Source organism: Pseudomonas sp. C321, assembly GCF_055407105.1.
The window spans coordinates 134,591-148,420 of sequence record NZ_JBUZRB010000001.1 but is presented as its reverse complement, the minus strand read 5'-3'; the positions used below and the strand labels follow the sequence as shown (position 1 = coordinate 148,420).

The following is a 13,830-nucleotide window of genomic DNA, read 5'->3' as shown; positions in this document are numbered from 1 at the left end:
AGTTGAACATGAGCGCCAACGTCGACCAGAACAACCGCCCCGACTACGACCAGGTCCTGCAGGACATCGCCGACTACGTCTTGAACTTCAGGATCGATTCCCGCGATGCCCTGGACACCGCCCGCAACTGCCTGATGGATACCCTCGGTTGCGGCCTGTTGGCCCTGCGTTTCCCGGAATGCACCAAGCACCTGGGACCTATCGTCGAGGGCACGGTGGTACCGTTTGGCGCTCGCGTACCGGGCACCTCGTTTCGCCTGGACCCGGTCAAGGCCGCCTGGGACATCGGTTGCATCGTGCGCTGGCTTGACTACAACGACACCTGGCTCGCCGCCGAATGGGGGCATCCATCCGATAACCTTGGCGGCATCCTTGCGGTGGCCGACCACCTTTCGCAAAAACGTGTGGCGCAAGGTGACGTACCGCTGACCGTGCGGGCGGTGCTGGACGCGATGATCATGGCCCATGAAATCCAGGGTGTGATCGCCCTGGAAAACTCCTTCAACCGCGTCGGCCTCGACCACGTGCTGTTGGTGAAAATCGCCTCCACTGCCGTCACCGCCAAGCTGATGGGCGCCAACCGCGAGCAACTGCTGTCGGCGCTGTCCCAGGCCTTTGTCGATGGCCAGGCCTTGCGCACTTATCGCCATGCGCCGAACGCTGGGTCGCGCAAGTCCTGGGCGGCGGGCGACGCATCAAGTCGCGGTGTGCGCCTGGCGGACATTGCCATGCGCGGTGAGATGGGTATTCCCGGTGTATTGAGCGCGCCGCAGTGGGGCTTTTACGACGTGCTGTTCAGCCATACCAACAAGGACCTGGCGCTCAAGCCCGAAGACAAGCGCGCCTTCAGCCTGTCCCAGCCCTACGGCACCTACGTGATGGAAAACGTGTTGTTCAAGATCAGCTTCCCGGCCGAGTTCCATGCACAGACAGCCTGTGAAGCGGCGGTGACCTTGCACCCGCTGGTCAAAAATCGTCTGCACGAGATCGACCGAATCGTTATCACCACCCACGAGTCGGCGATTCGCATCATCTCCAAGGTCGGTCAACTGGCCAACGCCGCCGACCGCGACCACTGTATCCAGTACATGACTGCCGTTCCCCTGGCGTTTGGCAACCTGGTGGCCGAGCAGTACGAAGATGATTTCCACGCCGCCCATCCGATCATCGATGAACTGCGCGAGAAGATGGAGATTGTCGAAGACCCCCGCTACAGCCTGGATTATCTCGCGCCCGACAAGCGTTCGATTGCCAATGCCTTGCAGGTGTTCTTCAAGGACGGCTCCAGCACCGAACAAGTGGTGGTGGAATACCCGATTGGCCATCGCCGTCGTCGGGTGGATGGAATTCCGTTGCTGGAAGACAAGTTCAAGGCCAACCTGGCGACGCGGTTTACCGCCCAACGCAGCGCCGAGATTTTTGCCTTGTGCAAGGATCAGGTGAGGCTTGAAGCGACGCCGGTAAACCGGTTTGTGGACCTGTTCGTGATCTGACCCCTGACCATTCCCACGCGCTGCGTGGGAATGGCGTGGATGTTATTCAAACCGCAAAATCACCCTTCGATTGTGTTTGCTCTTCTTCTCGATTTTCTCGCAATACACCCGGCCGATTTCCTCGGTGTTGATTACATGGGTGCCGCCACACGGCTGGATATCGATTCCGGCAATTTCAATCACTCGCACCGCGCCCTGGATCACGGGTGGTGCCACGGCTTGAGTGCGGGTGATCTGCAGTAATGTCGAGTACTCCGAGGCCGCCATCGACAGTGTCTTGACCTCGTGGGCCTGTTCGATCAGTGCGTTGAGGTCGCGGGTGATGGTGTCTTTATCGAGGGTCATTTCCGGCAGGTCGAAATCCAGGCGGCCCTTGTCAGCGCTGATGCTGCAACCGGTCACCGGCGCATCGATGATCGAACACAACAGGTGCAGGCATGTGTGCATTTTCATGTGTTGGTAGCGGCGTTCCCAGTCCAGGCTGGCATCTACCTCCACTCCGGCGCTCAACTGCTCAGGGCGATGCTCCACCTGATGCCAGATGATCGAGCGCAGCACCGGATCGCGTACCGTCCCAGTGACGTCCACCCGCGTGCCGTCTGGCAGAGTGAAGTAGCCGGTGTCTCCCGGTTGCCCACCGCCGGTGGGATAGAACAGCGTGTGTTCCAGGGCGATGCCGTGTTCACTCACAGCGATCACCCGGGCACTGAAGGCGTTCTGGTAGGGCGCGCTGTCGAACAGCGCCAGGGTTTCCATTGTGTGCACGGACATGTTCAACCTCCGACGATCAGTGGGCTGACTTGCAGCAGGTGCCGAACCATTGCGCTCAAGCCAGGGGGGGAAAGCAGGGTGATCTCAAACTCGGGCCCGCACACTTTCAGGTTCAGTGGCAGGCGTGGCGGGTGCGCAGGTGTCTCGAGGGTGTGCAGGCGAAACTGCAGGTGATGGCGCTCCTTGATCGTGGGCTCCAGCATCAGGCCGGGCAGGGGGTGAAAGTCGGCGTCCAGCACCGTGACCTTGTGGCTGGCGTTGACTTCGCCCACCACGTGCAGGCGTTCGTCCAGGGCGAAGGCACCGAGATAATTGCTGTGGTCCGACTCATCGTTTTTTTGCAGTTGGATCTGGTTGACCACCTTGACCTTGGTGTCCGCCGGCACGTCCTGGGTGATGACGCATGAGGGGCTGATAAACACGTTGTCGCCGATCAGCACATAGCCGAGCACCCGTGCTCCGGAACCGACCTCGACGTTGTTGCCCAGGCGTGGATGGCGCTTACCGTCAGGGTTGTTGGCGATGCCCCGGGCGCCGAGGGTCACGCCGCAGAGGATGTAGCAGTCGTTGCCGATCTCGCAGGTCTCGCCAATGACCGTGCCGTAGCCGTGGTCGAGCACAAAACGCCGGCCGATCCGCGCTGCCGGGTGGATCTCGGCGCCGGAAAGGATCTTGCCCTGGTTGCTCAGCGTCAGTGCAATGGCTGAAAACACGCCGTTGGACTGGTCGGGTAAATTCCACACCAAGTGCGCCAACCGGTAGTACAGCACCGCCTTGAACGAGGCGTAGGACTCCAGGATCAGTTCACTGCGACCACGGGACGCAGGGTCGCGCCAGGCGTAGGCGATCAAGTCCTCGGCCACCGCCTGCGCCGCCGTCTGGATCAGCGGCGCCAGATGGTCTTGCAACTGCTGCATCTGCGTCGGCGTGAGGGTCTTGATGAGGTGGGTGAACAACTCATCGTGCAGCTGTTGCATGTCGATAAAGCTTCCCATGGATGGCACCCCCCGTAATTTTGTTATTCGAAACAGGGCAGATAACTGTCGGCACTGTCGTAGACCATGGTCAGTACGACGGTGTCGGTAGGCAGTTCCGGCGCGAGCTTGGCGATGGCCACCATGTTGGCCGCCGAGGACAGCCCCAGGCTGATGGCGTCGGTGCGCATGATGCGTTTGATCATCTCCAGGCATTCTTCCCGCGAGACCTTGAGCATGCCGTCAATCACCGCCAGGTTGAGAATGCTCGGGATCAAACCGATGGACAGGCCCTGGATATGGTGCGGGGCGTGGCGGTCGTTGAGCAGGTCGCATTCCTCCGGTTCCACCCCCATCACTCGAATCGCCGGCCAGGTGGTCTTGAGGGTTTCGCCGATACCGGTGATATGGCCGCCGGTGCCGATGCCGCTGACGAAGTAGTCCACCCGCAGTTCGCCAAAGGCGCGGATGATTTCCCGGGCGGTGGTGTCGCGGTGGGTTTGCGGGTTGGCGCCGTTACGCTGCTGGTTGAGCATCACGTAGCTGGGGTTTTCCAGTTGCAGTTCCATGCACTTTTCGCCGTGGGAGTTGTTACCCAGGCGGCTATCCGACAGCACCACCTTGGCGCCATACAGGCGCAGCAGTTTTTGCTTTTCCGGGCTGTAGTTGTCGGGAATCACCAGCACCACTTTGTAGCCCAGCACATTGCCGGCCATCACCAGGCCAATCCCGGTGTTGCCACCGCTGGGCTCGATGATGGTTTGCCCCGAACCACGGATCAGGATGCCCCGGCGTTCCGCGTCGAGGATCATCCCCAGAGCGATGCGCGCCTTGTGACTGCCTCCTGGGTTGAGGGATTCAAGCTTGGCGTAGACCTCAATGCCGAGGTCTTCGGAAAACTGTTCCAGACGCACGATGGGCGTATGGCCAATGGCGTCGAGTATCGAGTTATGCAACATCAGATAGGAACCCATGGCCGGTAGTCAGTACAAAGGCATGTCGGGTTCGACGTCGCGAACCCAATGTTTCATGCCGCCCTCCAGCACGCGGGTGTTGGCGAAGCCGGCGGCCAGCAAGGTGCTGGCGGCCTGCTCAGCCCTGATCCCGGCGTAGCAGATCAGATAGTGGGTGTTGTCCCGGCTCAGGCTGTCGAGCTGGCCGTCGAGTTCGGCCAGGGGAATGTGCACCACACCGGGTAATTTGCAGACTTCCAGTTCGCTGGCATCGCGTACGTCCAACAGCACGTCGGCGCTGCGCTGTTGTTCCAGCAGTTGCTTGAGCATGCGCGGTTTGATGTAGCGCTCTTCGGCAAGTGTTGGGGCGGCGCTCACCGCGTCGGCACATGCGGCGGCTGCCGGTTGCTCACTGTGGCGTAGCTCGGAGCAGCACGGGCAATCGGCACGGCGCTTGAAGCGAATTTCGCTGAACTTCATCGCCAGGGCATCAAAGCGCATCAGCCTGCCCGACAAAGGTTCACCAATACCAATCAGCAGCTTGATCGCCTCGGTGGCCTGGATCATCCCGACCACGCCAGGCAGCACGCCAATCACCCCACCAGCGCTGCAGTTGGGCGCCAGTTCGGCCGGTGGCGCATGGGGGAACAGGCAGCGATAGCACGGCCCGCCCTGGTAGTTGAGCACGCTGATCTGCCCGTCGAAACGGTAGATGGCGCCGTACACCAACGGCTTGCCCAACTGCACGCAGGCGTCGTTGACCAGGTAGCGGGTTTCAAAGTTGTCGGTGCCGTCGATCACTAGGTCATAGGCGCCGACCAGCTCCATAGCGTTGTCGGCGTTGAGCGCGGTGTTGTGGGCGTTGATCTGGATGTGGCGGTTGAGGTCCTGCAAGCGCTGCTTGGCAGATTCGACCTTGGGCATGCCCAGCGTGCTGTTGCCGTGGACGATCTGGCGTTGCAGGTTGCTGCTTTCCACCACGTCGAAATCCACCAGCCCCAGGGTGCCGATGCCGGCCGCTGCCAGGTACAGGCTGATGGGTGAGCCCAGGCCGCCGGTGCCGATGATCAGCACCTTGGCCTTTTTCAGGTTTAGTTGGCCTTTGCGACCGACGCCGGGCAGGGTGATGTGGCGCACGTAACGCTGCACTTCTTCATTGCTCAGTGGGTCGATGTCCATGCCGCCGGAGGTGGCGAGTATGACTTCGATCTCAGTGGATTTGACCAGCTTGTCATCGGGCTCAAGCAACTCTCCATTGGCGGTGTAGAGGAAATGTTCCTTGAGCTGATCGTTCTTGTGCTTCAGGTGTTCGTGCAGTTGTGGATAGCGTTCACACAGACTTTCAATGACTTCGCGCAATGTCGATCCGGCACCCTCAAGGGTCGATCCTGGCAACTTGGCCACGCGGACCAGAATGTCGGGGAAAGAGACAGCGTTCATGTACAACTCCGTTTGCAGGTCGTTGAAGGGGTTGCGGGCGAAGCGGTTGCCGTCCCAGGCAAACAGCTTGGAACCCTGGGCCTTGCCCTGGCGGACATCCACCACCAGGTAGCTGACGGGATAGATAGGTTCGCCCATGAACAGGGCCTTGTCCTGGTCCTCGTCGCTGAAGTAGGCACCGACATCAGGGTGGGAGTGGTAGATCACGACCACCGGGTTATTGCTGTGAAAAGCCTTGTTCATCATCAGCGTGTTGGCCACCGAAAAGGTGTAGCCGTTGGCTGCGCTGCGTGGGTAAACCTGGGGATTCTTGCGGTGCAGTTCATTCTGGATATTGCTGCCCAGGTACACGCTGCCGTCGGCGAAGACGAAGCCGCAGCACTCATCGGGATACGTGCTGGCGGCGTGGGCGTAGATTTGTTCCAGGGCGTTGGGGCGGAGGACGTCCATGTTTCTCTCGCGTTGGTGGAAGGTCAATTTTTTTTGGCCAGGAGCTTTTCTATCGGCAGCTTGGTGATCGCAAAGCCGACCAGCAGGATCGCCGAGTACAGCATCAAGTCCTTGGAGATTTCCACGCCTTCGTACCAGGCGCCGATGATCACGGCGAACACCGGGAAGATGATGAAGACAAAGGACAGGATGATCGGGCTCAGGCGCTTGAGCAGCATGAAATAGACGATAAACCCGCCGACCGAGGCCACCAGCCCGAGGTAGAACAGCGCGCTCCAGGAGCGCAGGGTGATGTCGTCGAAGGTCGGGGTTTCAAACCACAGGCCTGCGACAAATAGCATCAACCCAGCGATGCCAATGGGCAGGGTGTTGTAGGTAATAACACTGATGGCGCTGCCTTTTTGCTTGGTGATGACGTAGCACAAGGCATGCATGATCGCCGCGGTCAGAATCGCCAGCACGCCAAAGAGCTCGGCATGGTCCAGGTGCAGGCCCTGGCTCTTGATGATCATGTACAAGCTGGCGAAACCGATGCCGATCCCGACCACTTGGGAAAAGTAGATGCGCTCACGCAGAAACAGCGCTGAGAAGATCAGGATAAATACCGGCATGCAGCTGAACAGTAGGGCTGTAAGGCCGGAGGAGACATGCATCTCGCCGTAGTTGAGCAGGTAATAGGGAATGCTGAAGTAGGAAAGGGTCACGAACACGAAGAACCAGCGGCTTTCTCGCGGGAACAGGATCGGCTCGCGCCGCACCCAGGCGAAACACAGGAACAGCGGGAAGGCGATCAGGAAGCGCAGGCCCGCCGACGTCAGCGGCGGCACGCTTTCCACGGCAATTTTGATCCCCAGCCAGGTGGTGCCCCAACTCAGGCAGACAATGAGAAACATCACGCTGGTAATCAAACCCGCCAGCCACTGCTTGTGAGTTTTTGTTTTTTCAGCGTTTTCTAGAACGGCGGACATTGGCATCGTGACATTGCTTCCCTGTGACGGAATTGACCTCTATATTGAGAGCCTTAATCCGGTGATTGAACCCGTAAAAGCACACTATTAGGGCGAATGATGGCTGTCAAAACAAATATTGACATGGTGTCAATTATGCGAGAAGGGCTGTCCAGCGGTCAGGGCGTGAAGTACAAACGCCTGTCCGATGTCATGGAGCGCGGCATTCTTGAAGGCTTGATCGAGCCGGGGCGAAAACTGCCGCCCCATCGGGTGCTTTCCGACAATCTCGGGGTAACCATCGGCACCATCAGCCGAGCCTATGGCGAACTGGAACGTCTCGGGCTGGTAGTGGCGCGGGTCGGTGACGGAACCTTCGTGCGCAAGCGTGGGATGGAGCGTCAGCGCGATGAAGGCTTTCGCAACTTCAGCGACGAGCCGCGTCAGTACTTCGACATGAGCCGCAACATGCATATCCCTGGGCAGGAAACGGCATTCCTGGCGCAGAGCTTTCAAAGCCTGGCGGGCAATGCCAAGTTTCTGCAGGACATCAGCGCCTACACCCCGGATGCCGGGTTGCCCCGCTATCGTGCCGCTGGTGCGCGCTGGCTGATCCAGCAGCAATTCACTCCGATTCCCGAGCAGGTGATCTGCGTCAACGGCGGCCAGCATGGCTTGCTGTGCGCGATGATGGCCTTGTTGCGGGCCGGCGATACGGTGGTCACTGAGCAGTTGACCTATCCTGGGCTGATCACCGCCGCGCGAATGCTCGGGGTACGCTTGATCGGCTTGGAAATGGATGAAGAAGGCTTGCTGCCCGGGGCGCTGGATGACGTCTGTCGCAACCACCGAATATCGGCGTTGTACTGCACACCGACCATCCAGAATCCGACCACGGCGGTACTGTCAGTCGCCCGCCGGGAGGCGCTGGTGAAGGTGTGCCGTGAACACAACCTGCTGATCCTCGAAGACGAAGCCCATGGCGTGCTGGTGGAAGACCGTCCGCCACCCCTCAGCCATTTCGCCCCGGAACGTACGATCCTGATCAGTAGCCTGAGCAAGGCGGTGTCGGCGGGATTGCGGGTTGGTTACGTGCATGCGCCGCCGGCGCTGGTCAGTCGCATCTCCGCCGCTTTGCGCTCCACCTGCTGGATGGCTACGCCGGTGACCCTGGAATTGGCGACCCAATGGATCGAAAACGGTACGGCGGACCATTTGCTGCGCCAGCAGATCAGCGAGATCAGCCGGCGCAAGGCCCTGGTCGAAGATCTGTTGGTCGGCTTGGAATACCGCACCCATCTCAACAGCCCGCACTTCTGGATCGAAGTCCCTGAGCCGTGGCGAGCGTCGGAAATAGAGGCCGAACTCAAGCAGAACAATTACCTGATCGCCACCGCCGAGGCATTTGCTGTCGGGCAGACGGCGGTGCCGCAGTTTATTCGGGCGAGTATCTGCAATACATCGGGGGATGATCAGTTGTTGCGTGATGGGTTTGATGCGCTGGCGACGGCGTTGGGGCAGGGCGGTGGGCGGTTTTGTCTGTGAGCTGGCTGTTGTGGCGAGGGGGCAAGCCCCCTCGCCACAGGTAGTTCAGGCAATGAGCATCACTTGAACCGCCGCTCAACCCCTTTCTCCACCAAAATTTTCGCCGAAATCTCTTCCACCGAAAAATGCGTGGAATTAATGTGCGCAATATTCTCCCTGCGGAACAAATTTTCCACTTCGCGCACTTCGAACTCGCACTGGGCGTAGCTTGAATAGCGGCTGTTGGGCTTGCGCTCGTTGCGGATGGCGGTGAGGCGGTCCGGGTCGATGGTCAGGCCGAATAGCTTGTGCTGATGGGCGCGCAGGGCAGCCGGCAGTTGCAGGTGCTCCATGTCATCTTCGGTCAGCGGGTAGTTGGCCGCGCGAATGCCGAATTGCATGGCCATGTACAAGCAGGTGGGCGTTTTGCCGCAGCGGGACACGCCCACCAGAATCAGGTCGGCCTTGTCGTAGTAGTGGGTGCGGGCGCCATCGTCGTTGTCGAGGGCGAAGTTCACTGCCTCGATCCGCTCCATATAGTTGGTGTTGTGGCCAATGGAATGGGACTTGCCCACCGAGTATGAGGAATCTTCACTCAACTCCTGCTCCAGCGGCGCCAGGAAGGTGGAGAAGATGTCGATCATGAAACCATTGGAGGTTGCTAGGATCTCACGAATGTCCTGATTGACGATGGTGTCAAAAATGATCGGGCGAAAGCCGTCTTTTTCGGCGGCAAGATTGATTTGTTGTACCATAGCCCGCGCTTTATCCACGCTATCGATATAGGGACGCGTGAATTTGGCGAAGGTAATGTTTTCGAACTGCGCCAACAGGCTTTGCCCCAGGGTTTCGGCTGTGATGCCGGTGCCGTCGGAGATAAAGAAAGCAGATCGTTTCATTTGAGCCTTGGGCCTTAAGCTGATGACGAATCTTGGATATGATAGGCGCGACTTTGCCGGCACCCAGTGGCCCGCATTCTCACTTATTTTCCAGGTCCAGGCCACAAGCGCAGGTGTTTGCTCCTATTGAGCCGCCGGCGTCCTGAGCTTTTCCAACATAGTTAGTGGAGAGATCACCTTGGTAGAGTACGTAGTTTCCCTCGATAAGCTCGGTGTCCATGATGTAGAGCATGTGGGGGGCAAGAACGCATCCCTGGGCGAGATGATTAGTAATCTTGCGGGTGCTGGTGTTTCAGTGCCCGGTGGCTTTGCCACCACCGCCCAGGCTTACCGTGATTTCCTCGAATTGAGTGGCCTCAACGATCAAATTCACGCGGCCCTCGATGCGTTGGACGTCGATGACATCAATGCCCTGGCCAAGACCGGCGCCCAGATCCGTCAGTGGATCATGGAAGCCGAGTTCCCCGAGAAGCTCAACGCCGAGATCCGCACTGCCTTCGCCACGCTGTCGGCGGGCAACCCGGACATGGCCGTCGCCGTGCGCTCCTCGGCCACCGCCGAAGACCTGCCCGACGCCTCGTTCGCCGGTCAGCAAGAGACCTTCCTGAACATTCGTGGTGTGGAAAACGTCATCCGAGCGGCTAAGGAAGTCTTCGCTTCGCTGTTCAACGACCGCGCCATTTCCTACCGTGTACACCAGGGTTTCGACCACAAGCTGGTGGCCTTGTCTGTCGGTGTACAGCGCATGGTGCGTTCGGAAACCGGTACTGCCGGCGTGATGTTCACCCTGGACACCGAATCAGGCTTCCGTGGCGTGGTATTCATCACCGGCGCCTACGGCCTGGGAGAAACCGTCGTACAAGGTGCGGTCAATCCGGATGAGTTCTACGTCCACAAGCACACGCTTGAAGCCGGTCGCCCTGCGATCCTGCGCCGCAACTTGGGCAGCAAGGCCATCAAGATGATCTACGGCGACGAGGCCAAGGCCGGTCGCTCGGTGAAAACCGTTGATGTCGACAAGGCCGAACGCGAGCGTTTCTGTCTGACCGACGCCGAAGTCAACGAACTGGCCAAGCAGGCGATAATCATCGAGAAGCACTACAAGTGCGCGATGGATATCGAATGGGCCAAGGACGGCGACGACGGTAAGTTGTACATCGTTCAGGCTCGCCCTGAAACCGTGAAGAGTCGCACCTCGGCCAACGTCATGGAGCGCTACCTGCTGAAAGAAACCGGCACCGTGCTGGTTGAAGGCCGTGCCATCGGCCAGCGCATCGGCGCTGGCAAGGTGCGGATCATCAAGGACGTGTCCGAGATGGACAAGGTCCAGCCAGGTGACGTGCTGGTCTCGGACATGACCGACCCGGACTGGGAGCCGGTGATGAAACGCGCCAGCGCCATCGTCACCAACCGCGGCGGGCGTACCTGCCACGCGGCGATCATCGCTCGTGAGTTGGGGATTCCAGCCGTAGTGGGTTGCGGCAATGCCACCCAACTGTTGAAAGACGGCCAGGGCGTTACCGTGTCCTGCGCCGAAGGCGATACCGGTTTCATCTTTGAAGGTGAATTGGGCTTCGACATCAAGCAAAACTCTATTGAAGCCATGCCTGATCTGCCGTTCAAGATCATGATGAACGTCGGTAACCCGGACCGTGCTTTCGATTTCGCCCAGTTGCCGAACGCTGGTGTGGGCCTGGCCCGCCTGGAATTCATCATCAACCGGATGATCGGCGTGCACCCCAAGGCGCTGCTGAACTACGACGGCTTGCCGCAAGACATCAAGGACAGCGTCGACAAGCGCATCGCCGGCTACAACGACCCGGTGGGTTTCTACGTCGAGAAACTGGTGGAAGGCATCAGCACCCTGGCGGCGGCGTTCCACCCGAAAAAGGTCATCGTGCGCCTGTCGGACTTCAAGTCCAACGAATACGCCAACCTGATCGGCGGCAAGCTCTACGAGCCGGAAGAAGAAAACCCGATGCTGGGCTTTCGTGGCGCCTCGCGTTACATCAGCGAAGCCTTCCGTGACTGCTTCGAACTCGAATGCCGCGCCCTCAAGCGTGTGCGCAACGAGATGGGCCTGACCAACGTCGAGATCATGGTGCCGTTCGTGCGGACCTTGGGCGAAGCGAGCCAGGTGATCGACTTGCTGGCCGAAAATGGTCTGTCCCGTGGCGAAAATGGCCTGCGCGTGATCATGATGTGCGAGCTACCGTCCAATGCCATCCTGGCTGAAGAGTTCCTGGAATTCTTCGACGGTTTCTCCATCGGCTCCAACGACCTGACCCAGTTGACCCTGGGCCTGGACCGCGACTCCGGGATTATCGCCCACCTGTTCGACGAGCGTAATCCTGCGGTCAAGAAGCTGCTGGCCAACGCCATCCAAGCCTGCAACAAGGCCGGCAAGTACATCGGCATCTGCGGCCAAGGTCCTTCCGATCACCCCGACCTGGCCAAATGGCTGATGGAACAGGGCATCGAGAGCGTCTCGCTGAACCCCGATTCCGTGCTGGAAACCTGGTTCTTCCTGGCTGAAGGTCAAGCGCCGGCGTAAGCCGTAACATCAAAAGTGCCGGTCAATCGTAAGGGTTGGCCGGCATTTCTCATTCTGTACAGGGCGGAAATCCATCTGGACGCCGCCCTTTTTTGTGCAAGAACATTATGCAAAGCAGCAGCAACCTGTTTCCCGTCGCCTTGATCAGCGCTGAGCGTCGTGGCGACCTGAGTGAAGATGTTTATCGTCTTAAACCCGGCAATAGCCCTGATGGCACCGTCGAGTTGGCAGTGACTCGCCTGGGCTTGGCTGATGCTCCGGAAAACCGCGGCGTGCCGGTGGTTCTATTACATGGCAGCTTCTCCAACCGGCGTTTCTGGTATTCGCCCAAGGGCATTGGTCTTGGGGCTTATCTGGCGCGGCAGGGGTTCGATGTGTGGATACCGGAAATGCGCGGCCATGGCCTTTCGCGGCGCAATCAGGATTACGCCAAGAACCGCGTAGCCGACTATGCTCGTTACGATTTACCGGCCATTGCCGCGTTTGTTCGTGAACAAAGCGCGCAGATTCCGCACTGGATCGGCCATTCCCTGGGCGGGACGACCTTGGCGGCGGCATTGGGCGGTCATTACCTGGGAGCGCCGGCAGTGGCCTCTGTAGCGTTGTTTGGCTGCCAGGTCAGTCGGACTTATTGGCCATTGAAAATCCCTCCGGTGGAGTGGGGCGGGCGGTTCATTTTGAAACGTTTTGCTCAGCTCTCCGGCTCACGTCTCAAGCGCGGCCCTGAAGACGAGCCCATCGGCCTAGCCCTGGAAAGCATGCGTTGGCACGGTTTATTCGGGCGCTTTGGCGACGCCGAGCGCGATTGGTGGAAAGGTTTGGCCGATGTGGACGTGCCGGTGCTTGCGGTAAGTGCTGCCGGCGATCATCAGGACCCGGCCTGGGCCTGCCGCAAGCTGTTCGAGCAAATGGGCTCCGAGCACCGTCAGTATCTGTGCCTGGGGCGCAAGCAAGGCTTTGCCGATGACTTCGGCCATGTGCAGATGCTGGTCAGCAAGGCGGCGCAGGCGCAGGTTTGGCCGCTGGTGCAGCGCTGGTTGAATGACCCGCTGGCACCGTTGGTCGCCGTGCAGCCCGAGGCGGTCGTGACAGTTTAAGGCAGAGGCTCTAACGGGGGCGTTTCGCTCGTCCGCGCTTACGGCTAAGATATGACGTCTTGTGCGGTTCCGGTCACATTCAGTCGTTGAGTGCGTGTTGTGTTCTTCGGCGGCGGGTCTGATCATTGCCGGCTTCAGGCTTAAAGATTCGTCGCTACGGTGCGTTTTCCTGATGTAACAGTGGATGTTCGACACCTTCTTTCCCCGACAGGAGCTTCTCGATGAACCATTACCTTACCCCCGATCTGTGCGATGCCTACCCGGAACTGGTACAGGTGGTCGAGCCGATGTTCAGCAATTTCGGCGGCCGGGACTCCTTTGGTGGCGAGATCGTCACCATCAAGTGCTTCGAAGACAACTCCCTGGTCAAGGAACAGGCCGAGCTCAACGGCGCTGGCAAGGTGCTGGTGGTCGACGGCGGCGGTTCCCTGCGTCGGGCGTTGCTGGGCGACATGATCGCTGAGAAGGCCGCGAAAAACGGCTGGGAAGGGCTGCTGATCTACGGTTGCATCCGTGATGTCGACGTCATCGCCCAGACCGATCTGGGCGTGCAGGCCCTGGCCAGCCACCCGATGAAGACCGACAAGCGCGGTATTGGCGATCTGAACGTGGCCGTGACCTTTGCCGGTGTGACCTTCCGTCCGGGTGAATATGTCTACGCCGACAATAATGGCGTGATTGTTTCGCCCAGCCCGCTGAAAATGCCTGAATAAATTGCTGTAGCCGAC

The 13,830-nt window shown here is 59.5% G+C and carries 11 protein-coding genes; 5 read left to right on the top strand and 6 right to left on the bottom strand.

What is annotated here, in order from left to right; genetic code table 11:
- Positions 1-8: 8 nt before the first annotated feature.
- Positions 9-1,493, top strand: coding sequence for a 2-methylcitrate dehydratase (gene prpD / locus ACZRJ6_RS00610; RefSeq protein WP_463969897.1), 1,485 nt, complete (start codon positions 9-11; stop codon positions 1,491-1,493).
- Between the two features lie 42 nt (positions 1,494-1,535).
- Here the strand turns inward: prpD and ACZRJ6_RS00605 are convergent, their stop codons facing one another.
- From ACZRJ6_RS00605 to ACZRJ6_RS00585, 5 genes are read right to left on the bottom strand one after another with little or no spacing between them, the layout of a single operon-like run.
- Complete coding sequence (locus tag ACZRJ6_RS00605; RefSeq protein WP_149412039.1) at positions 1,536-2,264, bottom strand: alanyl-tRNA editing protein; 729 nt, start codon at positions 2,262-2,264, stop codon at positions 1,536-1,538.
- Positions 2,265-2,266: 2 nt separating this feature from the next.
- Complete coding sequence (locus ACZRJ6_RS00600; protein ID WP_463969898.1) at positions 2,267-3,259, bottom strand: serine O-acetyltransferase; 993 nt, start codon at positions 3,257-3,259, stop codon at positions 2,267-2,269.
- A gap of 23 nt (positions 3,260-3,282) precedes the next feature.
- A complete protein-coding gene (locus tag ACZRJ6_RS00595; RefSeq protein ID WP_463969981.1) occupies positions 3,283-4,197 on the bottom strand; it encodes a PLP-dependent cysteine synthase family protein in 915 nt (304 codons plus the stop codon).
- A 24-nt stretch (positions 4,198-4,221) separates the two neighbouring features.
- Positions 4,222-6,081 carry a molybdopterin-synthase adenylyltransferase MoeB gene (gene moeB / locus ACZRJ6_RS00590; protein ID WP_463969899.1) on the bottom strand — a complete coding sequence of 620 codons (1,860 nt, stop codon included), beginning with the start codon at positions 6,079-6,081 and terminating at the stop codon, positions 4,222-4,224.
- Positions 6,082-6,104: 23 nt separating this feature from the next.
- Positions 6,105-6,998, bottom strand: coding sequence for a DMT family transporter (locus ACZRJ6_RS00585; protein WP_463969982.1), 894 nt, complete (start codon positions 6,996-6,998; stop codon positions 6,105-6,107).
- A 150-nt stretch (positions 6,999-7,148) separates the two neighbouring features.
- Here ACZRJ6_RS00585 and ACZRJ6_RS00580 point away from each other — a divergent pair, with 150 nt between their 5' ends.
- Positions 7,149-8,573 carry an aminotransferase-like domain-containing protein gene (locus tag ACZRJ6_RS00580; RefSeq protein WP_463969900.1) on the top strand — a complete coding sequence of 475 codons (1,425 nt, stop codon included), beginning with the start codon at positions 7,149-7,151 and terminating at the stop codon, positions 8,571-8,573.
- Positions 8,574-8,632: 59 nt separating this feature from the next.
- On the opposite strand, the gene ppsR is transcribed toward ACZRJ6_RS00580, so the two are convergent.
- Positions 8,633-9,451 (bottom strand): posphoenolpyruvate synthetase regulatory kinase/phosphorylase PpsR, encoded by an 819-nt coding sequence (ppsR, locus tag ACZRJ6_RS00575; protein ID WP_463969901.1) that lies wholly within the window; start codon positions 9,449-9,451, stop codon positions 8,633-8,635.
- A 178-nt stretch (positions 9,452-9,629) separates the two neighbouring features.
- Between ppsR and ppsA the strand changes: the two genes are divergently transcribed.
- From ppsA to rraA, 3 genes are all read left to right on the top strand, one after another.
- On the top strand, positions 9,630-12,005 hold the full coding sequence (gene ppsA / locus ACZRJ6_RS00570) for a phosphoenolpyruvate synthase (protein WP_463969902.1): 2,376 nt from the start codon (positions 9,630-9,632) through the stop codon (positions 12,003-12,005).
- Positions 12,006-12,112: 107 nt separating this feature from the next.
- Positions 12,113-13,102, top strand: coding sequence for an alpha/beta fold hydrolase (locus ACZRJ6_RS00565; protein WP_463969903.1), 990 nt, complete (start codon positions 12,113-12,115; stop codon positions 13,100-13,102).
- A 221-nt stretch (positions 13,103-13,323) separates the two neighbouring features.
- Positions 13,324-13,815, top strand: a complete 492-nt coding sequence (gene rraA, locus ACZRJ6_RS00560) for a ribonuclease E activity regulator RraA (protein WP_133101682.1) — start codon at positions 13,324-13,326, stop codon at positions 13,813-13,815.
- Positions 13,816-13,830: the final 15 nt, after the last annotated feature.

Excerpts from the sequence above, each read along its gene's own strand:
- prpD (WP_463969897.1), top strand. The coding sequence starts at position 9 with ATGAGCGCCAACGTCGACCAGAACAACCGCCCCGACTACGACCAGGTC.
- ACZRJ6_RS00605 (WP_149412039.1), bottom strand. The coding sequence starts at position 2,264 with ATGTCCGTGCACACAATGGAAACCCTGGCGCTGTTCGACAGCGCGCCC.
- ACZRJ6_RS00600 (WP_463969898.1), bottom strand. The coding sequence starts at position 3,259 with ATGGGAAGCTTTATCGACATGCAACAGCTGCACGATGAGTTGTTCACC.
- ACZRJ6_RS00595 (WP_463969981.1), bottom strand. The coding sequence starts at position 4,197 with ATGTTGCATAACTCGATACTCGACGCCATTGGCCATACGCCCATCGTG.
- moeB (WP_463969899.1), bottom strand. The coding sequence starts at position 6,081 with ATGGACGTCCTCCGCCCCAACGCCCTGGAACAAATCTACGCCCACGCC.
- ACZRJ6_RS00580 (WP_463969900.1), top strand. The coding sequence starts at position 7,149 with ATGGCTGTCAAAACAAATATTGACATGGTGTCAATTATGCGAGAAGGG.
- ppsR (WP_463969901.1), bottom strand. The coding sequence starts at position 9,451 with ATGAAACGATCTGCTTTCTTTATCTCCGACGGCACCGGCATCACAGCC.
- ACZRJ6_RS00565 (WP_463969903.1), top strand. The coding sequence starts at position 12,113 with ATGCAAAGCAGCAGCAACCTGTTTCCCGTCGCCTTGATCAGCGCTGAG.
- rraA (WP_133101682.1), top strand. The coding sequence starts at position 13,324 with ATGAACCATTACCTTACCCCCGATCTGTGCGATGCCTACCCGGAACTG.